Below are 20054 nucleotides of genomic sequence, written 5' to 3'. Positions count from 1 at the left end.
CATTATCCATGATACCATAACATGGAAAGAAAAAGATACTCGATAGAAAGAAACACTAGGCCTCGCCCTTTAACACTTCCATAGCTACCTTCATATCCATATCTTCTAAAAGGTGGTCTGGTGTCCAAGGCACTAAAACATCTGGAAGCACACCTTTGTCCGTCATTCCTTTCCCGTGGTCAATGGCCAGAGAGCGTGATGTCGGGTAGAGCAATTCAAAATCCCCAAAATCGACGGTACAGCAGTTGGAATAATCTAAGATCCCTAAGGTCGGTCTTCCCACAACGGTAACCTTAGGCATTCTGCGCATCATCTCCACAAAATTATCCCCAGACGAGCCACAGTAGACGTCTGACAAGATGATGATCCGCTCAGGACTTTCGGCCAAACCGCGGTAGCCAGAGAGCATACTCTCCCCATCATCTTCATCAGATGCATCATCATAGACTAAAAACCCTTTGTCCGCATTAGCCTTAAGCTCCTTGGTAAAGTTTGCAATCATTTGCTTACTCTCCTTGGAAATATCAGGATTCGCCAAAAAGCCTGCAAACTGATCCAGTCTGTGCTGCACGTTGGTCGGTGTGTAGAGGATCTCCATGCCATCGTCATCGACTTTCTCCAAATCCTTAAATCCCTTACCCTCAGGTAAGGTATAAGGAAATAGCGGAAAATACAGCGAATCCGTGCCACCATGGTTAACACGCACATCAATGATAAGATTTTTGACCCCACTCAAAATTGGAAAGGCCTGCTTATACAGCTCAGTAATCGCAGCCTCATTGGAAAAATCAATCAATCTCATATAGTAAGTCTCATCATTGACAAGATAGCCTGAAAAACCGTTATCAGGTGCATCACTTGGATCCTGCAAACGAATCTGCAAAATCACACTTTCACGCGCTACCGTCAGCTGCGGATACCGCTTCATCAAGCGCGCCCAGTCTGCGTAGTGTCTCTCAGGCGTTTGGCTGACAAAATAAGCTTGATGAGTCTGGTAAAAATCCTTCACTGTTTGGCCAGAAATCGTTACGATTTCATCGCCTTCTCGGAGACCCGTCTGCTCATCAGCCTGGACAACAAAGAGACGATTATCATAGATTCTCAGACGAAACCCAAGTTTTTCTGGCTTTTTAGGATGAAAACTGACGTGACTAATCACACCAAAGCTAGCCAAATAGCAACGCATCACATAAAGAAAGTCTTCATCTGACATCTCTTCTGTGATTTTCTCGCGAAATAGTGCTGGATCAGCACCGGTCAAATCCTTTTTAGTTGCAGAATCATTCTGCAATAGGCTCACAACTTGATCAAAAATAGCTTGCTTGGTCATCATAACTCCTTTGTTTTCTATTATTTTTTCCAGTTTACCATAAACGAGCTCAGCTAATTATTTGTTGCATATCTTCAACATATCTGCTATCATCAAAACAAAAGGAGCACATATGTCAAAAATCGGATCTACTTTTCAAAAAATTCGCCAATCCAAACACATTTCTCTCAGACAAGCTGCTGGTCAAGTCTGCTCGCCTTCTCTTCTGTCTCGCTTTGAAAATGGACTGACGGAGTTAACTGCCAATAAACTGTTTGCCATCTTGGACACTATTCACGTCAGTCTCGCAGAATTTGAACGTTTGCTACAGCTAGACGATTCGCAAGCTGATTTTATCGCACAAGTTCGTATCGCCCGTGACCAAAACAACTTATCCCAGTTAGAAAAACTCTACCTGAATGAGAAAAAAATGGCTCAAAAAACCAAGCAAGACTTTCACATGGTTAATAGCCTCATCGCTAAAGCCTATCTCAAAGCTAAGCAACCACAGCTAAGCCTAGATAAAACAGAGAGTGACTTTCTCTACGATTGGCTTTTTATGGTGGATGTTTGGGGCAATCAGGAGCTAGAACTCTTCTCCGTCTGCGCTATCCTGCTTACGACCGACCTCTACACCAGCTACACTCAAAAAATGCTAGCCAGAGTTCCTGCGGATCAAATTGACCAACGCAAGCTCCACACCATCTTACTCAATGGGTTTATGGTTTGTGTCACCACAGATAATCTAGACAAAGCTTCCTATTTTCAAAAGCAGATAGAGAAACATTATTACAGCGAACGCGATGCCTACTACCGCATCCTCTACCAATGGACTTGTGGACTTTTGCTCGCCAAAATAGGCCAGCCAGAAGCAGGACTTAGGCAGATGGAAGAGGCCATTGCCATCTTAGACGCCATCAACTGCCAGCATTCTGCAAACTACTACCGGCAACTAACCGCGGAGCACTTCCCAGTTTGATAAAATCGCTCGTGACCATGCTGATAAAATTATTATTTAAGTCCCTGTATTCAAAGTTCTACACTTTGATTCAGGGCTTTTTCGTCCATTTTTTCAAAATACAAAGGCTGAGACAGGTAACCATGATGGCTTCTCTCTCACCTATAAAGGTAAGTCATCGTTGACGCTTACGTATAAAAAAGTATCACTCTCGTTTCTGATCAGATTATCTCAAAGATCCTAGTCATGTTTGGTAGCCTGGAGAGAAACTACCACCTTGAAATCAATTGATCGGTCAACCTGATTTCCATTACATCAAAAAACTGTCTCCTAAACCAAAGAATCTCACCTATGACTACAGGTTCTAAGATTGTTAATTTTAAAGCTTTTACCATTTACTGCAAAAAGATATACAAAATAATACAATATCAAAATTTCATTAACTATTTAAACTATACTTAAGCTATCAGCAAAGATGTTGAAATACTTAACAGGAGGAAGCTACCATGCTAAAATTTTCTACAAATTGCATGTAGGCTAATTTAATGAGGTATAAACATGTCTGAAATGTTGAAAGTGAAAAATTTAAATAAATCATTTGGCGAGTACAAGATTTTGTCAAATATAAATTTTGAAATTCAAAAGGGAGATATTGTCGGATTAATAGGGAAGAATGGCAGTGGTAAAACAACATTAATGAAGATGATATTAGGATTTACTCCACTATCAAGTGGTGACATTTCTTTTAAAGAAAATAGCTACTATAGGCAGGAGGAATTTTTAAGTAAGATAGGTTTTTTATTAGATTGTAAGTTGTTTGAAGATTTTTCTGCATATGATAATTTAAAATTATTTTCTAAATACTCAAAACATCAGATAAAAAATTTAGATGAGCATATATCAGAGTTGCTTCAATTTGTTGGCCTAGATAATACTAAAAAGCAAGTCAAAACATTTTCGTTTGGTATGAAGCAAAGATTAGGATTAGCACTCGCCTTATTAAATGATCCTGATTTTCTTATACTAGATGAACCCTTTGTGGGGTTAGACCCAATAGGAGTAAAACTATTATTGGATTATATTGTAAAACTTCGCAGTGAAAAAGGGGTTACAATCCTTATATCTTCACATCAACTTCATGAAATCGAAGAAATTTGTGACTATTTCTTTCTCATTCATAACAACTGTATTGAATGGCATTCTAGTATTGATAAAAGTAAGATTGTCATAACAATTGAGAAGATGAGCCAAGAACTAAGAAATAGACTTGCTGATCTGGTAGATATAAGGAATACCGAAATAGAAATTCCAAATAATATGACACTTTTGAATACTGTTTTAAAAATTATTTACGAGATGAATGGTAATATACGAAAGCTAAATGTCATTAATTCACTTCAAGATTTATTCGAGGAGGAATAAGATGTTATCCATTATAACTGCAGAACTATATAAACTTGCAAAACGAAAAAATTTTATTGTTCTACTGCTTTTATCCCTTTGGCCTTTAGTTTATGGTTTGGGAGTTGCACTACATTGGGATTTTATCCAAATAGGGGCAAAACTAGATTTAATCACATTTATGACAACAATGTGGACTTTCTTACTTATTTTAACAATCCCATTGTTACAAATTCTTTATACATCCTCTTTTGTTTTAGGTGGAGAGATTCAAGGGGGACAAATTTTATTAGAAATTAATAGAGGTTATAGTAGAAAAACACTTGTTATTTCAAAATATATAGTGGTTGTTTGCTCAATTTTATTTTTATATTTTGTAAATTTTTTAACATCGTTTATAACATACGTACTGTTAATTTCAAATAGCAAGTACGGCTACCATCCTTTTTGGGAACATCATTCAACTAATATACAATCTTTAACAGTCAGTCTAATAAATTTAATTTTTGTTATTGTTTTAAGCAGTGTTGCATTTTATTTATCTTTACGTTATTCTGCTATAGTCTCAGCATTTATCACTTTTGGAATATATCTTTTATGTCAATTGCTTACTTATATTAAAGTTATATCAATCTTTGTGCCGGGGTATTTTTTCATAGTAGCTGATTATAAATTTACAACAGAGCTAGTTTGTTTGCATTTTATTGAGTATCTATCACTTTGTATCTTATTGTTATATACTACTATAAAAAAATTTGAAAGAATGGGATTCTAAATGATATAATTGAAAAAATGATGGAAAGTTGGTAAACCATGTACAGAATTGCCATTTGTGATGATGATATTTCTCAAGTTGGATTTTTAGAATCTCAAATTTTATCATATTTTGAGGAAATTGGTATTCCAAATGAAATAGACGGTTATCATAGAGGTGAAAAATTAATCAAATCTATTGTTAATCAACGCATCAATTATCAACTTATTTTTTTAGATATTGAGATGAATGGTTTTAATGGTATTGAAACTGCTAAAATTTTAAGAAAGATAGATAAAAACTTTCTTTTGATATACGTAACTAGCTATGAACAATACGCTTTAGAAAGTTTTGAGGTATTTCCTTTTAGGTATCTTATAAAACCAGTTTCTGCTAAAGAACTTCGAAAAGTGTTAAAACACTCTCTTATTGAATTATCTGGTAAGCAAGAATATTTATTCTATCAAATTGGCTCAAGTCATTTTCAAGTACAAACAAGTGAAATTATACTATTATCTTCAGAATTGGGAAGAAAGATACACATTGAGTTACAGAATGGGGATAGTGTCTCTTTTTATGGGAAAATAACTAGTATAGAAAAACAATTATCTTCGACAAATTTTGTAAAAGTCAATAGCGGGACAATTGTTAACATGCACTATATTGTTTTATTTACTCCTGATAGTATACAATTAAAAAATGGTAGTTATGTTACTATTAGTAGAAGTCGAAAAAAGATAGTGAAATCATTGTACAATCAGTTTATAGAAAGGAATTTTGGGATTTGAATATTTTTTTAACTTCAATTGGAATTATTACTTTATTTATTTTCCAAAGTTTTGTTACATGGGCTTATTTGCAGCATTTTTTTATCATTAGAACATCGAAATTTAAATTTTTTTGTTTTATCTTTTTTATCTTTTTCATAGCACGAACAAGTATCACAATAAATACGGGAACCTTTATTGATTTTAAACTTCTTTCCTTGCTGACAACTTTCCTTGTCATATTTTACTTTCTTTCAGGTAGCCTATCCAAAAAACTATTCCATTATTTTTTTTTATTTTTCTTGTTCTTAGTTCAAGACAAAATAGTAACATTATCATTCCAATCATCACTTAAAACTCATTTTGTTATAATAGTATTATCTTTTCAATTTTTGTTAACACTCTTATCTCTTCTTTTAGTTTTTTGGTTGCAACATTTTAAAATAGCTAATTTGGTCGGCTTATCACCAATAGAGTATGCTGTTTTGACCATTACCCCATGTGTTTCAACTATGTTGCTATTGCACAATTTTTCATTTACCTTGTTAGAAGAATTTTGGTTAGATAGCAGTCTTCTTCTAATTAATATCACCATAATCGTTTTATATAATTATTTAGGTGAGAAGAATAATAAAATAAAAAACGCTCAAATAATTCAAGATGAGAATAATTTTGCTGATGAAATAATAAAGCAAGAAAAAGAATTATCGATATTTAGGCACGACTTGAAAAATATTATTTCAGCCATAGATTTATATGCTGATAATCATGATTATGTAAACATAAAGGGGATAACAAGAGAATTATTAGGTCAAAAAGTTTTTAGTCGAAAAATTACGGGCTGTATTCCTGTTGATGCTATATTAAACCAAAAAATAGCTAGAATGAAACAAGCTAATATCCAATATCATTTAGACTTACAAATTCCTTATGATTTAACTTTATCGTCTATTGCTATAGATGTTTGTGCTATATTAGGAAATATCTTGGATAACGCCATTGAAGAAGTTATACGAAATCAATCACAGTATCCTATTGATATTGTTTTTCGTTTTAAAAATAAGCAACTAGTATTTAAAGTAAGCAACCCAATTCAAAAAGCAAACATAGACATAAAATATGATGGCAGTATGCTTTCGGCAAAATCTCCAAAAAGAACTGGGATTGGTTTAAAGAGTGTAAATGATAGAATAATTAAATTAAACGGTTATTTAAATATTAGCACCGATTCAAATTTTTTTAACGTACTAATCATGATTCCTATCGTAGAATAGGTAAAATTGAGTTTAAGATATAAATTTCACATCAGTTCTAAAAATCGTCAATCTATTTGGAATCAGCGTATTCTCAACCCATTGACGACAACAAATGAGATCACTTTTATGAGCACCAAAATCAATCGCAATTGCTCATAAGAAGTATTCAATATTGACAAGACGTTTAAAACGGATAGCTGATAAGAAGTTACTCACTTCATAATTATAATTCCTAGTATAACATAGTGATGTTTCGGAAAAAGTCTAATGAAAACATATTCAACTCCAGAAATCTTTTCTTTATACACTTAATCTAGCAAACGCTTTATTTCAATGCACATTTCCTGTAAGTATGGTAAAATGAGAGTAATATCTAACGACAGGAGATGTCTATGACAACACAAAAAATTGCCGTGCTAGGACCTGGTTCGTGGGGGACGGCTCTCTCACAGGTGCTCAACGATAACGGCCATGAGATTCGGCTTTGGGGACATATGCAGGCTCAGATTGATGAGATTAACAATAACCATACCAATAGTCACTATTTCAAGGACATTGTACTAGATGAGAAAATCGAGGCAACCACTGATCTCAAAGAAGCCTTAGACGGTGTTGATGCGGTGCTCTTCGTAGTCCCAACCAAAGTGACTCGTCTGGTAGCTAAGCAGGTGGCTGAAACTCTAGATCACAAAGTAGTCGTCATGCATGCGTCAAAAGGATTGGAACCAGAGACTCATGAACGCCTTTCAACCATCCTCGAAGAAGAAATTCCAGCTGACTTACGTAGCGAAATCGTTGTCGTGTCTGGTCCCAGCCATGCGGAAGAAACGATCGTCCGCGACTTGACCCTTATCACCGCGGCATCAAAAGACGAAGAGACTGCTAAGTATGTCCAAGGCCTCTTTAGCAATCACTACTTCCGCCTCTATACCAATAAAGATATCATCGGTGTCGAAACAGCTGGTGCTCTCAAAAACATTATCGCTGTTGGTGCTGGTGCTCTTCACGGTCTCGGGTATGGTGACAATGCCAAGGCTGCCATCATCGCTCGCGGTCTAGCTGAGATTACCCGTCTTGGTGTCAAAATGGGAGCTAATCCCTTGACTTACAGCGGCTTGTCTGGCGTTGGTGATCTTATCGTAACAGGAACCTCGATTCACTCACGCAACTGGCGGGCAGGTGATGCTCTGGGACGCGGTGAGAAGCTAGAAGATATCGAAGCCAATATGGGCATGGTCATCGAGGGGATTTCAACCACCAAAGTCGCTTACGAACTAGCCCAAGAACTCAATGTTTACATGCCAATTACTCAGGCGATATATAGTGTCATCTACGAAGGCAAGGACATTAAAGAGGCCATTTTATCCACTATGACTGGCCAACTTAAGACTGAAGATGAATTTTAGAGGAAAATACTATGCAAAAAAAAGTTAGAAAAGCCGTTATCCCTGCTGCGGGTCTAGGAACTCGCTTTCTTCCCGCAACTAAAGCATTAGCAAAAGAAATGCTTCCGATAGTGGATAAACCGACAATCCAGTTTATCGTTGAAGAAGCGCTCAAATCTGGTATCGAGGACATCTTAGTTGTCACTGGTAAATCAAAACGCTCAATCGAGGATCACTTCGACTCCAATTTTGAGTTAGAATACAATTTAGAGCAAAAAAAGAAGACAGAACTGTTAAAATTAGTTGACGAAACAACCGCGATCAACCTTCATTTTATCCGCCAAAGTCATCCTCGTGGCTTAGGAGACGCGGTGCTCCAAGCGAAGGCTTTTGTCGGCAACGAACCATTCGTAGTCATGCTGGGCGATGATCTCATGAATATCAACGGTGAGGGCGATCTGCTGACGAAACAATTAATCGAAGATTTTGACCGTACACATGCGTCAACGATTGCGGTCATGCAAGTTCCTCACGAAGAAGTATCAAGCTACGGTGTGATTGCACCGATTGGTGAAGGGGATCATGGTCTTTACTCTGTTGAAACTTTCGTAGAAAAGCCCAATCCTGAAGATGCGCCTTCAGATCTTGCCATCATCGGTCGTTACCTGCTAACGCCTGAGATTTTCAATATTTTAGAAACTCAAAAGCCAGGAGCGGGTAACGAAATTCAGCTAACAGATGCTATCGATACTCTCAACAAAACCCAGCGCGTCTTTGCCCGCAAATTTGAAGGCAACCGTTACGATGTCGGTGATAAGTACGGCTACATGAAGACCTCAATTGAATACGGTCTCAAACACCCACAAGTCGCAGGTGATCTTCGTCGTTATATCATCCAACTCGGAAAAGAATTAGAAGGAGCATCTCCTAAGTCAGCTAAATCTGATGCAGAATAATGTTACTCAAAAAGCCTTAGATCACCCTTTCTAGTGGTCTAAGGCTTTTTAGTTTGAAGAAGAATAATAGATACTTTGCAATTTTTTGAAAGAATACTATTTGAAAAAGCGAACGATGAGCAGAAAAAGCAAGTCTGAACGAAAATATGATGTGTGAATACAAGTATTAAAATATTCGAAAGCAAATCATTCCTATCAGAAGCACCAGATAAGCCATCAAAGCCAGATAGCGTTTGGCAGAGGAAAAGATCCCTTCTTCACCCCTAATCGGAATAAAGACAACAGCAAGAGCACCACCGATAGCACCGCCGATATGCCCTGCATTTCCAATACCAGGAGTAATCAAGCCAAAAATCAAATTAAAGACCAGAAGGCCCATGTAGCTCTGACCTAGTGCTCTGATATAAGGACTTCGCGCAATATAGCGGAGCATAGCAAGCGAGGCAAAGAGGCCAAAAATCGAAGTTGAGGCTCCTGCTGATACCGTATCAGGCGTTAAAAACATACCGAGAGCATTACCCATGATACCTGATAAAAGGTAAAAGAGAGCAAATTTCAAAGAGCCAAAAAGGCCTTCCAACTGCTGTCCCAAAAAGTAGATCGAGAGGCTGTTCAATAAAATATGTTGCCAGCCAATATGAACAAAGATCGGTGTGACCAAGCGCCACAATTGACTAGGATCTTGCTCAATGGCACGGCCATACATGCCTCCAAAGTCAAAAATACTTTGGGCAGAGGTTGCCCAGCCAAATCGTAAGACCTGCATGGCCAGAAAAACAAGCCAAGTAATGGCCAATATTCCTGTAGTCACTGGATAGCGTCTGCTAAATGTTTGATTCATAGATGACCTCCTGAACGGGTATATCATGAGGCTCTGCCTCAAATGCTTGCTGTTGAAATGCATAACAAAGACTGATCGTCCGCCCCTTGAAATCTAGCAGATAGCGATCATAATAGCCTCCGCCATAACCAATCCGATAGCCCTCCTTATTCCAGATTAGACCTGGTACTAACATCAAGTCAATCACTTCCTTATCAACGGTCAAGTCACTGATTGGCTCGCGCACCCCAAAGCTAGATACTTGTAAAGCATCAGGATCATAGGTGACAAAATCCATCCGACCCTGACCATAAGTTTTCGGTACCAAGACCTGCTTGCCATCTGCCTGAGCCTGCTGGATAATCACTGATGTATCAAACTCAAAAGGCATCGCTAAAAAGAGGGCCAAAATTTGGCTCTGCTGATAGACCTTGCTAGCAAGGAAGGCTGATGTCAGGCGATGATCCTTGAGCTGTTTTTCTGCAGGTGATAATGCCTTGAGCTGATGCAAGGTCTGCTGACGTAAGATTTTTTTCATAAAACTCCTTTTACCTCACTTGATGTTTCTTACGATAATCTGCTGGTGAGATACCGACTATTTTACGGAAGATTTTATAAAAGTATGAAGGGTTTTCGTAGCCGACTTTAATGGCAATCTTCTCAATTGAAGCACTGGTCAGAGTCAGAAATTCCGCAGCAACATTGACGCGCTGAAGGTGAACCAGCTTGATAAAAGAGCGACCAGTTTGCTTTTTGAGATAGGTTGATAAATAATTTGGGTTAAAGCCAAATTCCTGTCCCATCTCTTCCAAAGTTGCGGTGGCGTAATTTTTCTCGATATAAAGAAGGAGGGAGAGCAGGGTATTTGACGATTTGGCATTCTTTTGAGTTTCTCCGCCACTATAGCTATTCAAGCGAATCAGGCGGGCAAAAAGCGTCAGCAAGGCCAGACGAATAATTTGATTGCTTTGAATATCGCTGTCATAGTACTCCTCGATAATATCTAGCACTGTTGACTGGATTTTTGCATTATTAGAGGTTTTAAAAATAGTGTAGGTTCCAGATGTCTCTCCCTCAGACGGGGCAAAAAAGAGCATATCAGAGAGGTTGGTGGCAGATCCCTGACGCATGAAGTCTAGATCATTAAGGGAGAAAGCCGTGCTTTTCATGGCAATATTGACGACCAAATCATCTGAGCTGATTTTGTGGTTGCGGTGGATAGTATTGGTGCCTACAATCAAGATGTCACCAGCTGAAAGCTCCAACTGCTCGTGCTCCATACCAATCATCGCTGTTCCTTTTAGCACAACAATCATCTCCACATAATTGTGAATGTGAAAAGGAACCTCAGAGTCAATCGGATTGACCGAAATAGCAATGGGCTGGGGATTGACATAAAGGTCATCGCTCAGCGTATTAAAAAACTCGTAGACCGGCTCCTTTCCCACATACTGAACAGGAATCGCTCGAAATTTGGAATTGAGTTCTTCCCAATCATAACTCAAACGATCCTTTTCTAAAAATGCGATTAGATTCTCTGTCATTTTGTCACCAAACCTCCTTATCGTGCCATTTTCTTCCCATCTTGTGTTCTACCACTGCTTTTCTATTGTTCTGTCACCCTCATCATTCTCATGTCTTTTATATCATACCGCAATTCTTTGTAAAAAGCGAGTTTTCATCTACGAAATGAACACACCTTCTCTTTTTTTTCGCCCTAGATATTGACACTCTTTGGGCTTAAAATAGAAGTATCGATAAACTGGAGGTCATTATGGTCAATTTACGACAAAAACCCTATCACTTAACAGACAATCAAATCCATTTTCTAAAAAACACTCTTGAAAACATGACAACTGCTGAAAAAGTTGGACAGCTTTTCTTTGTTATCGGGCAGGATGAGCCTCAAGTCAACTTGGCAGACTTTATTAAGACCTACAAGCCAGGTGGCATGATGTACCGCCCTGGCCCTGCCGATAAATTGCGGAAGCAGATTGAGAAAATTCAATCTGTCAGCAAGTACCCGCTCTTCTTAGCTGCCAATTTAGAATCTGGCGGCAACGGTATCATCGCTGAGGGAACTTGGGTTGGAAACCCGCTCCAGATTGCAGCGACTGATGATCCAAACGCTGCTTACCAACTCGGTCGCATCTCAGCTTATGAAGCCAACCAAGTGGGCTGTAACATGTCCTTTGCGCCAATTGTAGATATCGACCTCAACTTCCGCAACCCGATCACCAATACACGGACCTATGGCAGTGACAAAGACCGTGTTCTTGCCATGAGTCAAGCTCAGATAAAAGGTTTCGAAGAAAACCACATTATCCCAGTTATCAAGCATTTTCCTGGTGACGGGGTGGATGAGCGCGACCAGCATTTGTTATCGTCCATCAATAGTCTTTCTGCCAACGAGTGGATGGAAAGTTTTGGCCACATTTACAAAACGCTGATCGACCAAGGCATACCTAGTGTCATGATTGGCCACATCTTCCAGCCAGCTTGGGAGCGCAAGCTTCAACCTAGCATTGCAGAGAAGGACTTGCGCCCAGCTTCTGCATCCCCGCTCTTGATCAATGGACTTTTGCGTCAGACCTTAGGCTTTGAGGGCTTGGCCATTACAGATGCAACAGCTATGATTGGCTACAATGTTATCTTGCCACGCGCAGAGCTTCTCGTTGAAACGATCAACGCTGGGATTGACATGATTTTGTTCAACAAAAACATCGATGAGGATTATGCCGCAGTGACCACAGCGGTGGAAAATGGCCAGATTACAGCTGAGCGGCTGGATGAAGCCGTCACTCGAATTTTAGCGACTAAACTGGCGCAGGGGCTTGTTAACGAGACGGGTGCTTACAGCTATCCGCTCCCTGAGCAAGTCACTCTAAAACCTGAGGAACATCTAGCCTTAACAGCGGAGATTGCTGATCAAGCGGTTACTTTAGTGAAAGACCGTGACCAACTTCTGCCCCTGACTCCTGAGAAATACCCCCGTATTCGCTTAGTTGTTCTGGGCGATACTGACAGCGGCGGCTTTAAAGAAGGGGGCAAAGTCACAGCCCTCTTCAAAGAGGGCTTAGAAGCGCAAGGATTTGAGGTTTCGCTTTACGGTGAAAAAGGGCTTGATTTCCATGAGATTTTTGAAGAGGGCATCGCTGAGCATAAGGAAAAATTTGACCTTGCCCTTTATGTCGCTAATGTGGAAACAGCCAGCAACCAAACAACCACGCGCATCAACTGGATTCAGCTCATGGCTGCTAACGCGCCGTGGTTTATGCAGGATATTCCGACAGTCTTTGTTTCTACTGCTAATCCTTACCATCTCTTTGACGTGCCTTACATCTCGACCTTTGTCAACAGCTATACGGGCAATCCTAGCACTGTCAAGGCAACGCTTGATAAGCTGACTGGCCAATCTGAGTTTAAGGGCATTAGCCCAGTTGATCCTTTCTGCGGTGATTTCTCGGCTAAGTTGTAAGTCAATAGGATTCTCATTTGTAAAAAATAGGACGCTATTAACCAACTTATTATCTCAGCGCTGTTGGCCTACTTAGAACAAACAGAGCCTCCGTTTATAACCCAGACACTGTCAAAACACATTTTCAGCTTATTAGTGAGTTGACAATCAAGCAGCTATCGCATCGTTTGATTTGACTTTCAAAAAGGAGATTTTCATGAATATTTCTAGCATTAGCATTAACCACCTCACCGAACCTCTCGGCTTTGAATACCAGAGCCTCCACATCAGTTTTAAAGTTGAAGCTGAGAGCTTTCTTGAGGTGCAAAAACAGGTCGTAATCGCAATTAACGACAGTGGCGAGCCTATTTACCAATCTGACTTTATCCCTTACGACACCAACGCCTTTGACCTTGACTTGGATTTGTTGCCGCGCACGCGCTACCAAGTCACCGTTAATCTCAAGACAGGAGACGGCGCGATCATCTCTGGACAGACTTTCTTTGAGACAGGTAAATGCCATGAAGCATTCACCGCCAACTGGATTGCTAATAAAGATAAGTCCCTAGCTAATACGCTTTTTCGCTCTGCCATTACCATTGACAAAGAAGTCGTCAAGGCTCGCCTTTACATGGCTGCGCTCGGTGTTTACGAGACTTCTATTGACGGACAAAAGGTGGGTGATGAATTTTTAGCACCGGGCTTTACCGCCTACGACAAATGGGTACAGGTGCAGACTTACGATATCACAGCTTCCCTAAGTTTAGGGAAGCACGAACTTCTGATCTCTACAGCCGATGGTTGGTACAAGGGCAAAATGGGCTTTGAAGATGGTGGAAAGGCTAATATCTACGGGGATCAACATCGAGCGATCGCAGAGTATCACATCACCTACGCTGACGGTAGCGGGGAGGTCTTTGTCACAGACGAGTCTTGGGAAACCACCGTTGGTCAAGTCACAGCCTCTAGCATTTACTACGGAGAGGACCTGGATGCCACTCTTGACATCTCTGGTTGGGGGCCCGTTATTGTCCTAGACGAAGATAAGACTGTGCTTCAGGATCGTCTCAGCCCACCGCTTCGCATTCAGGAACGTCTTGATGTTCAGAAAATAATTAAAACACCTGCTGGTGAAACTGTTCTTGACTTCGGACAAAACCAAGCTGGTATCCTAGAATTTTACAACCGTGAACCAAAAGGCACAAAACTGACTTTCCAAATGGGCGAAATTCTCCAAGAAGGCAATTTTTACCGTGATAACCTCCGCCATGCCCGTGCTGCTTTTGAGTACATCTCAGATGGTGAGGAAAAATGGGTGCGCCCAAGCTTCACCTACTACGGCTACCGTTATGTCAAAGTTGAAGGCAATCAGCAACCGATTCAAGCAGAGGACTTCAAGGCAGCTGTCATTTACTCCGACATGGCTGAAACAGGTCATATCCGTACGCAAAATGCTAAGGTTAATCGTCTTTTTGACAATATCATCTGGGGACAAAAAAGCAATTTCTTCGACGTTCCGACCGACTGTCCACAGCGTGATGAGCGCTTGGGCTGGACTGGCGATGCCGATGTCTTCTCAAGCACTGCTGTCTTTAATATGAACAGTTATGCTTTCTTTCGCAAATGGCTCAAGGACGTAGCGATCGAGCAGCAAGCTAACGACGGTCGCGTTCCTCACTATGCGCCAGCAATTGGCGATACTGGTGGCGGAGCTGCTGTTTGGGGCGATGCGACAACCGTTGTCCCTTGGACTCTCTACAAGACCTACGGGGACGCTAGTATTCTCCGTGAGCATTTTGACAATATGAAGGCTTGGGTGGACTGGATTGGCAACCACACCGACAAGGAAAACCTCTGGATCGGCCAGTTTCAATTTGGGGATTGGTTAGCTCTAGATGGTGAGAACCCTGCTCTACCAACGGGTAAGACTGACGAAGACTTTATCGCTTCTGTTTATTATTACTACTCAGCGACCATTGTTGCAAATGCTGCCGAATTGATCGGTAAAGATACGGACGCTAAAGGCTACCGCCAATTGGCTGATCAGATCTTAGCAGCCATTCGCGCCGAATTTATCACAAAAACAGGACGCATGGCGATTGATACGCAGACGGCCTACGCCTTAGCTCTGCAATTCAACCTCGTTCCAGATGACCAATTAGAGCGTGTAGCAACTGACTTAGTTGCTCGTCTAAAAAAAGACGATGACCACCTCAAAACTGGTTTTGTTGGCACACCATTTATCAATCAAGTCCTTTCGCAACACGGCTACCACAAGTTGGCCACCAAGATCTTCCTTCTAGAGGATCTGCCAAGCTGGCTTTACGCTGTCAACATGGACGCAACAACCGTCTGGGAGCGCTGGAATTCTGTCATGCCTGACGGCCTCATGAACCCAGAAGGGATGAACTCGCTCAACCACTACTCTATTGGTGCCATTATGGACTGGGCTTACCGCTACATTCTCGGGCTTCGCCATCAAGAAAACGGTTATCAAAAACTGACCTTTGCACCAGAATTTGACTACCGTTTGAATGCGGTCGAAGGCTGCTTTGATAGTGTCTACGGTCCTGTCGAGGTCAGCTACCAGATTGAGGCAGACGAGAATCATCGTATCCAACTTCGCTTGACCGTCCCATTTGGTATGACTGTTGCTGTCAACTTACCACGCTCTGAAGGGCAAGCAGTCCTAATCAACAATCAAAGCCAGACTGGCGGCCAGTTTGAGGTGACAGCAGGCGTCTATGACATCAGCTATATTCCAAGTCAAGACTATGTCGAGCGCTATACAGCAGATACGCCAGCGGAGGTGATTATGGCCAATGAGGAATTGGTGGCCAAGATCGATGCCATTGATCCAGTCCTAGACTTCTTCCGAAAAGACCCAGGTGCTATCCACAGCGGACTTGGAAAAATGTCTCTCGCTAAACTCAATCTGCTTCTGCCATTTATCAAAATTTCAGATGAAAATCTAGCAAAAGTTGAACAGCTCTTGACAGAGACAGCTATCCTCAGCCAACGTTAGCCGCAGAATAAGACTTTACATACACCAACCGCTTTTTGCTGGAAAATGAGCAAATTAAACATGATATGATCATCTGAATATCAAAGAAGTTCGTTTGTATGCTTTTTGTTCGCAAACTACTGTCTAATCTTATTTTTCAGTGCCTACTTTTTAGCCGGTTGGCCATTTCCTAAAATTAGAAAGGAGTTCCGATGATGATTAAAGGAGCCTTATTTGACCTTGACGGGGTTATCGCAGATACATCTGTCTACCATTTTCAGGCTTGGAGAGACTTGGTAGCCAAGCATTTCAACGCCACTCTTCCAGACGACTTAGAGGCCAAGACTAAGGGGGTGAGCCGCGGAGATTCGCTGCGTGTTATCTTGGATTATCTAGGTGAGACTGTCGATCAGGTCACCTTTGAGGCTTTGGCAGATGAGAAAAATACAGCCTATATCAAACTATTAGACGACTTAAGGCCTGCGAATATCTTGCCAGGTATCACTGATTTTATCGCAAACTTAAAAGCTCAAAACATCAAGCTAGCCCTTGCCTCAGCCAGCCTCAACGGTCCTTACATCCTCGAAAAACTAGCATTATCAGATGCCTTTGATGCGGTCGCTAACCCTGCCGAAGTGACAAGCGGCAAGCCTGCTCCTGATATCTTTATCGCAGCAGCCCAAGCACTGAACCTAGAGCCGCAAGACTGCATCGGAGTGGAAGATGCCATTGCTGGTGTCACAGCCATCAATGCCTCTGGCGCTTTCTCAGTCGCTGTTGGCGATGCTAGTGATCTCTCTCACGCTAAACTCCATTTTCCATCAACCGCAGAACTCAACCTTGCTACAATCCAGAAAGCTTTTGAGGTAGCCAGATGACAGTGACACATTATCAAAATCCGATTTTACGCGGCATGTATCCTGACCCATCCATCGTGCGGGTCGAGGACACCTATTATTTGGTCAATTCAACATTTGAGTATTACCCCGGTATTGCGATTTCTAAAAGCAAGGATTTGCTGAATTGGGAGAAAATGCCCAGCGTTGCAGTTGAGCACAGTCAAGCTGATCTGAGACAGTCCAAATCCAACGAAGGGATCTTCGCGGTCTGCATTCGCTACCACGACGAACATTTCTATGTCATCACGACTAACTTTGCCGAATGGAAGAACTTTATCATCCGTGGCAAACTGGATAAGACTGGCAACCAAATCATCTGGGAAAAAGACCGTGTCGAAGTTGACTTTGCAGGAATTGACCCTGACCTCTACTTTGAAGACGGACGCACCTATGTGCAGTTTACAGGTTATTTGGAAAGTGGTCAAAAAGCTCTCCAGCAGATTGAAATCAATCTGGAAACTGGTAAAATTCTCCGCGGACCGAAAGTTTTGACGCTTGGAACAGGTGGTCGCGATGTGGAAGGCCCACATATCCTCAAGCGCAATAACTATTATTACCTCTTGGCTGCTGAGGGTGGGACTGGCATGGGACATATGATTACCATGTTCCGAAGCAAGAACCTCTGGGGACCTTATGATGAAGCGGCACCCGAAAATCCACTCTTTACCAATCGCGACCGTGCAAATCAGGCTTTGCAAAATATCGGCCACGCTGACCTTTTCCAAGATACTGCTGGCAATTGGTGGTTGACCTGTTTGGGAACGCGCCCAGCCTCTGTTGGCTTTGTTAACTTCACTAATATCGGCCGTGAGACCCTGCTCTATCCCGTCGATTGGTCTGGCGACTGGCCGATTATCAATAAGGGCCTGCCAAGCCTTGAAGTTGATTTGACAGGCTTTCCAGAGCATGCTAAAACACTGACCGCACCGCAAAACATCGCACCATTTATCGATACCTTTGATACCGATACTTTGCACCCTGAGTGGGTCAGCCTGCGTGATAGTCTGGCTGATCGTTTGACGCTTGGAGGCGGCAAACTCAGCCTCACAGGTTTTACAGCTAGGCTCGATCAGCTGACCAATCCGTCCTTCTTGGCCCTTCGTCAAACAGAGCACGAAGAGCATTTTACCGTTGAGCTTGATACAGAAAGCTCTGCAACCAATGCAGGTAGCTTTGGGCTTGCTGTCATCATCAACTCAGACCACTATGCTAGCTTAACTATCAAAGCAAATTCACAAACTGGCTATGACCTCATCAAGCAAGTTCGGGTTCTGGATTTGGAGATTGAGACGATTATCGGTCACAGTAGTGATCTACCAACTTCTTTTTCGCTTGAAAATACCGTGGCAAGCAAAACCTTCGTAGCAAACTTCGCTGACGGCAGTAATATTGACTTTGATGTCCATGCCATGCATTTTTCAAACGAAGCTATAGCAGCTCTCAACACCGGCGACTTCTACGGCATTTACGTCCTTGATGATGCCGTCATGACGATTAGTCAGGCAAGGCGGACTCCTATCTAAACGTAAACACATAAATCATCCACCAAGTCATTCACTTGAAGGAGAGACACATGCAAATTTCACCGAACAAAACCTATTTTGAACAAGACGGAAAGCCGTATTTTTACTTGGCAGATACTTGCTGGTCAGCTTTTACCAATATCTCAGAAGCTGACTGGTCTTACTATTTAGACTTTCGTAAGGCACAAGGTTTCAACACTATTCAGGTCAATCTACTTTGGCAGTGGGACGCTAGCACACCAGCCTTTCACATCATGCCTTATGCGCAAAGTGAGAATGGCGCTTTTAACTTTAACCAGCCTAATCCTGAATATTTTGATCGCGTCTATCGCATGATGAAAGTAGCACGAGACAAGGAGATGACCATCGGACTCGTTTTGCTCTGGGTCAACTATCTCCCTGATACCTGGGCGCAAGGCATAACTGATCTCAACACATTTCCACTTGATATGGTTGAGACTTACATCGAGGAAGTTGTTCGTCGCTATGATGCATTTTCACCGATTTATATCGTCTCTGGTGATACTGATTTCCCTAATGATACTGTGACGGAATACTTCACTCGCGCCCTCAAGCGGTTGAAAGAACTATCACCAAATGCCCTGACCACGCTGCATCTTTGCGGCCCAGATTCCAATATTCCTGATAGCATCATGAACAATCCAAATTTGGATTTCTACACCTTCCAATCTGGACACGATGTTAATTCACCTCAGATTATTCATCATTTAACCACACGGTTTCGGGAAAAAGTGACGAGACCTCTCCTGAATGCTGAACCATGTTATGAAATGATGGGGTATGGTCCCATGTTTTATGGACGTTTCGATCGCTTTGATGTCAGACGAGCAGCATGGCAGAGCGTCCTGTCAGGCGCCAATGCTGGTATGACTTACGGAGCCCACGGCATCTGGTCCTGGTATGAGCCGAACTTACCCAATGACACCAAAGCCTACCCCATTTTTGATCGCCCCTATCCTTGGCGTGAAGCCCTAAAATTTGAAGGAGCAAATGACTACGCTTTTCTAAAACGCTTTATGGAGGCGCATGACTTTCATACCCTAAAACCCTGTCGTGAAAAAATCACTAACACAGAGTCACCAGAGATTGCCGCTGCAGAAAATGAAGCTTATCTCCTCGTCTATCTGCCGTACAATACCGTGCTAACGATTAGTGAAAACCTAGCTGACTGCCAAGCCTACTATTTGGATTTGAACAGTAAAAACCAAGTGACTGCTCAACTAAACTGGCTGAAGACTGACAAGCTCACCCAAGTACCGATGCATCCCTATATTCAGGACGCTCTCTTAGTAATCAACAAAAGAGCCTGAGCATCAAGTGCTACTAGGTTTCACTCCCTCAAAAATTCTTTCTAATTGGTTAGAATTGATTCCTCTACTTTTTATCAATAATTTACTGAGCAAAAGCGTTTTGACTTTTACCCAGACACTATCTGTTTAACACACTTTTAATTCAAACTAAAAACAAGCATGAAGTCTTTGACAGAATCATTCCATGCTTGTTTTTCATTTTTATCTATTTATGAGATACTATGTTCTCATCTG

16 protein-coding genes are annotated in these 20054 nt (G+C 41.5%); 12 read left to right on the top strand and 4 right to left on the bottom strand.

The annotated features are described in order from the left end of the window. Window positions 1-55: 55 nt before the first annotated feature. Window positions 56-1330: a S41 family peptidase gene (locus A3I5_RS0108320; RefSeq protein WP_018374136.1), complete on the bottom strand. Its 1275-nt coding sequence runs from the start codon at window positions 1328-1330 to the stop codon at window positions 56-58. A 112-nt stretch (window positions 1331-1442) separates the two neighbouring features. Between A3I5_RS0108320 and A3I5_RS0108315 the strand changes: the two genes are divergently transcribed. The 7 genes from A3I5_RS0108315 (at window position 1443) to galU (ending at window position 8786) form a co-directional block, all read left to right on the top strand. Then, window positions 1443-2288, top strand: coding sequence for an Rgg/GadR/MutR family transcriptional regulator (locus A3I5_RS0108315; RefSeq protein WP_018374135.1), 846 nt, complete (start codon window positions 1443-1445; stop codon window positions 2286-2288). A gap of 537 nt (window positions 2289-2825) precedes the next feature. Then, a complete protein-coding gene (locus A3I5_RS0108310; RefSeq protein ID WP_018374134.1) occupies window positions 2826-3689 on the top strand; it encodes an ABC transporter ATP-binding protein in 864 nt (287 codons plus the stop codon). 1 nt (window position 3690) lies between these two features. Then, window positions 3691-4443 carry an ABC transporter permease gene (locus A3I5_RS0108305; protein ID WP_018374133.1) on the top strand — a complete coding sequence of 251 codons (753 nt, stop codon included), beginning with the start codon at window positions 3691-3693 and terminating at the stop codon, window positions 4441-4443. 38 nt (window positions 4444-4481) lie between these two features. Further along, window positions 4482-5210: a LytR/AlgR family response regulator transcription factor gene (locus A3I5_RS0108300; RefSeq protein WP_018374132.1), complete on the top strand. Its 729-nt coding sequence runs from the start codon at window positions 4482-4484 to the stop codon at window positions 5208-5210. After that, the gene (locus A3I5_RS0108295) at window positions 5207-6463 is read left to right on the top strand and encodes a GHKL domain-containing protein (RefSeq protein ID WP_018374131.1); all 1257 of its coding nucleotides are present in this window, start codon (window positions 5207-5209) and stop codon (window positions 6461-6463) included. The genes A3I5_RS0108300 and A3I5_RS0108295 overlap by 4 nt, the downstream gene beginning before the upstream one ends. Before the next feature lie 374 nt (window positions 6464-6837). Then, window positions 6838-7851 (top strand): NAD(P)H-dependent glycerol-3-phosphate dehydrogenase, encoded by a 1014-nt coding sequence (locus A3I5_RS0108290; protein WP_018374130.1) that lies wholly within the window; start codon window positions 6838-6840, stop codon window positions 7849-7851. A gap of 11 nt (window positions 7852-7862) precedes the next feature. Continuing rightward, on the top strand, window positions 7863-8786 hold the full coding sequence (galU, locus tag A3I5_RS0108285) for a UTP--glucose-1-phosphate uridylyltransferase GalU (RefSeq protein WP_018374129.1): 924 nt from the start codon (window positions 7863-7865) through the stop codon (window positions 8784-8786). A gap of 166 nt (window positions 8787-8952) precedes the next feature. Here the strand turns inward: galU and A3I5_RS0108280 are convergent, their stop codons facing one another. The 3 genes from A3I5_RS0108280 to A3I5_RS0108270 are packed head-to-tail and all read right to left on the bottom strand — an operon-like array spanning window position 8953 to window position 11150. Continuing rightward, window positions 8953-9627: a rhomboid family intramembrane serine protease gene (locus A3I5_RS0108280; RefSeq protein WP_018374128.1), complete on the bottom strand. Its 675-nt coding sequence runs from the start codon at window positions 9625-9627 to the stop codon at window positions 8953-8955. Next, entirely contained in the window at window positions 9611-10144 is a 534-nt protein-coding gene (locus tag A3I5_RS0108275) for a 5-formyltetrahydrofolate cyclo-ligase (protein WP_018374127.1), read from the bottom strand. The genes A3I5_RS0108280 and A3I5_RS0108275 overlap by 17 nt, the downstream gene beginning before the upstream one ends. Before the next feature lie 10 nt (window positions 10145-10154). After that, window positions 10155-11150 carry an AraC family transcriptional regulator gene (locus tag A3I5_RS0108270; protein ID WP_018374126.1) on the bottom strand — a complete coding sequence of 332 codons (996 nt, stop codon included), beginning with the start codon at window positions 11148-11150 and terminating at the stop codon, window positions 10155-10157. A gap of 230 nt (window positions 11151-11380) precedes the next feature. On the opposite strand from A3I5_RS0108270, the gene A3I5_RS0108265 reads away from it, so the two are divergent. The 5 genes from A3I5_RS0108265 to A3I5_RS0108245 all read left to right on the top strand — a co-directional run bounded on the left by A3I5_RS0108265 (window position 11381) and on the right by A3I5_RS0108245 (window position 19820). Next, window positions 11381-13084 carry a glycoside hydrolase family 3 protein gene (locus tag A3I5_RS0108265; protein WP_018374125.1) on the top strand — a complete coding sequence of 568 codons (1704 nt, stop codon included), beginning with the start codon at window positions 11381-11383 and terminating at the stop codon, window positions 13082-13084. A 196-nt stretch (window positions 13085-13280) separates the two neighbouring features. Further along, entirely contained in the window at window positions 13281-16088 is a 2808-nt protein-coding gene (locus A3I5_RS0108260) for an alpha-L-rhamnosidase (RefSeq protein ID WP_018374124.1), read from the top strand. A 194-nt stretch (window positions 16089-16282) separates the two neighbouring features. After that, window positions 16283-16945, top strand: a complete 663-nt coding sequence (gene pgmB, locus A3I5_RS0108255) for a beta-phosphoglucomutase (RefSeq protein WP_026216993.1) — start codon at window positions 16283-16285, stop codon at window positions 16943-16945. Continuing rightward, window positions 16942-18489 (top strand): glycoside hydrolase family 43 protein, encoded by a 1548-nt coding sequence (locus A3I5_RS0108250; protein ID WP_018374122.1) that lies wholly within the window; start codon window positions 16942-16944, stop codon window positions 18487-18489. Before pgmB ends, A3I5_RS0108250 begins: the two co-directional genes overlap by 4 nt. A 50-nt stretch (window positions 18490-18539) precedes the next feature. Further along, complete coding sequence (locus A3I5_RS0108245) at window positions 18540-19820, top strand: glycoside hydrolase family 140 protein (RefSeq protein WP_018374121.1); 1281 nt, start codon at window positions 18540-18542, stop codon at window positions 19818-19820. The last annotated feature ends 234 nt before the right edge of the window (window positions 19821-20054 follow it).

This window comes from Streptococcus merionis DSM 19192 (genome assembly GCF_000380085.1).
Classification (GTDB): Bacteria; Bacillota; Bacilli; order Lactobacillales; family Streptococcaceae; genus Streptococcus; species Streptococcus merionis.
Note: the sequence above shows the minus strand (reverse complement) of the source record. Positions and strands in the feature narration are given on the sequence as shown.

Bases quoted from the DNA above. Each gene is read 5' to 3' on its own strand.
- A3I5_RS0108280 (WP_018374128.1), bottom strand. From the start codon at position 9,627: ATGAATCAAACATTTAGCAGACGCTATCCAGTGACTACAGGAATATTG.
- A3I5_RS0108315 (WP_018374135.1), top strand. From the start codon at position 1,443: ATGTCAAAAATCGGATCTACTTTTCAAAAAATTCGCCAATCCAAACAC.
- A3I5_RS0108320 (WP_018374136.1), bottom strand. From the start codon at position 1,330: ATGACCAAGCAAGCTATTTTTGATCAAGTTGTGAGCCTATTGCAGAAT.
- A3I5_RS0108265 (WP_018374125.1), top strand. From the start codon at position 11,381: ATGGTCAATTTACGACAAAAACCCTATCACTTAACAGACAATCAAATC.
- A3I5_RS0108270 (WP_018374126.1), bottom strand. From the start codon at position 11,150: ATGACAGAGAATCTAATCGCATTTTTAGAAAAGGATCGTTTGAGTTAT.
- A3I5_RS0108260 (WP_018374124.1), top strand. From the start codon at position 13,281: ATGAATATTTCTAGCATTAGCATTAACCACCTCACCGAACCTCTCGGC.
- A3I5_RS0108245 (WP_018374121.1), top strand. From the start codon at position 18,540: ATGCAAATTTCACCGAACAAAACCTATTTTGAACAAGACGGAAAGCCG.
- A3I5_RS0108290 (WP_018374130.1), top strand. From the start codon at position 6,838: ATGACAACACAAAAAATTGCCGTGCTAGGACCTGGTTCGTGGGGGACG.
- A3I5_RS0108305 (WP_018374133.1), top strand. From the start codon at position 3,691: ATGTTATCCATTATAACTGCAGAACTATATAAACTTGCAAAACGAAAA.
- A3I5_RS0108250 (WP_018374122.1), top strand. From the start codon at position 16,942: ATGACAGTGACACATTATCAAAATCCGATTTTACGCGGCATGTATCCT.
- pgmB (WP_026216993.1), top strand. From the start codon at position 16,283: ATGATTAAAGGAGCCTTATTTGACCTTGACGGGGTTATCGCAGATACA.
- galU (WP_018374129.1), top strand. From the start codon at position 7,863: ATGCAAAAAAAAGTTAGAAAAGCCGTTATCCCTGCTGCGGGTCTAGGA.
- A3I5_RS0108275 (WP_018374127.1), bottom strand. From the start codon at position 10,144: ATGAAAAAAATCTTACGTCAGCAGACCTTGCATCAGCTCAAGGCATTA.
- A3I5_RS0108300 (WP_018374132.1), top strand. From the start codon at position 4,482: ATGTACAGAATTGCCATTTGTGATGATGATATTTCTCAAGTTGGATTT.
- A3I5_RS0108310 (WP_018374134.1), top strand. From the start codon at position 2,826: ATGTCTGAAATGTTGAAAGTGAAAAATTTAAATAAATCATTTGGCGAG.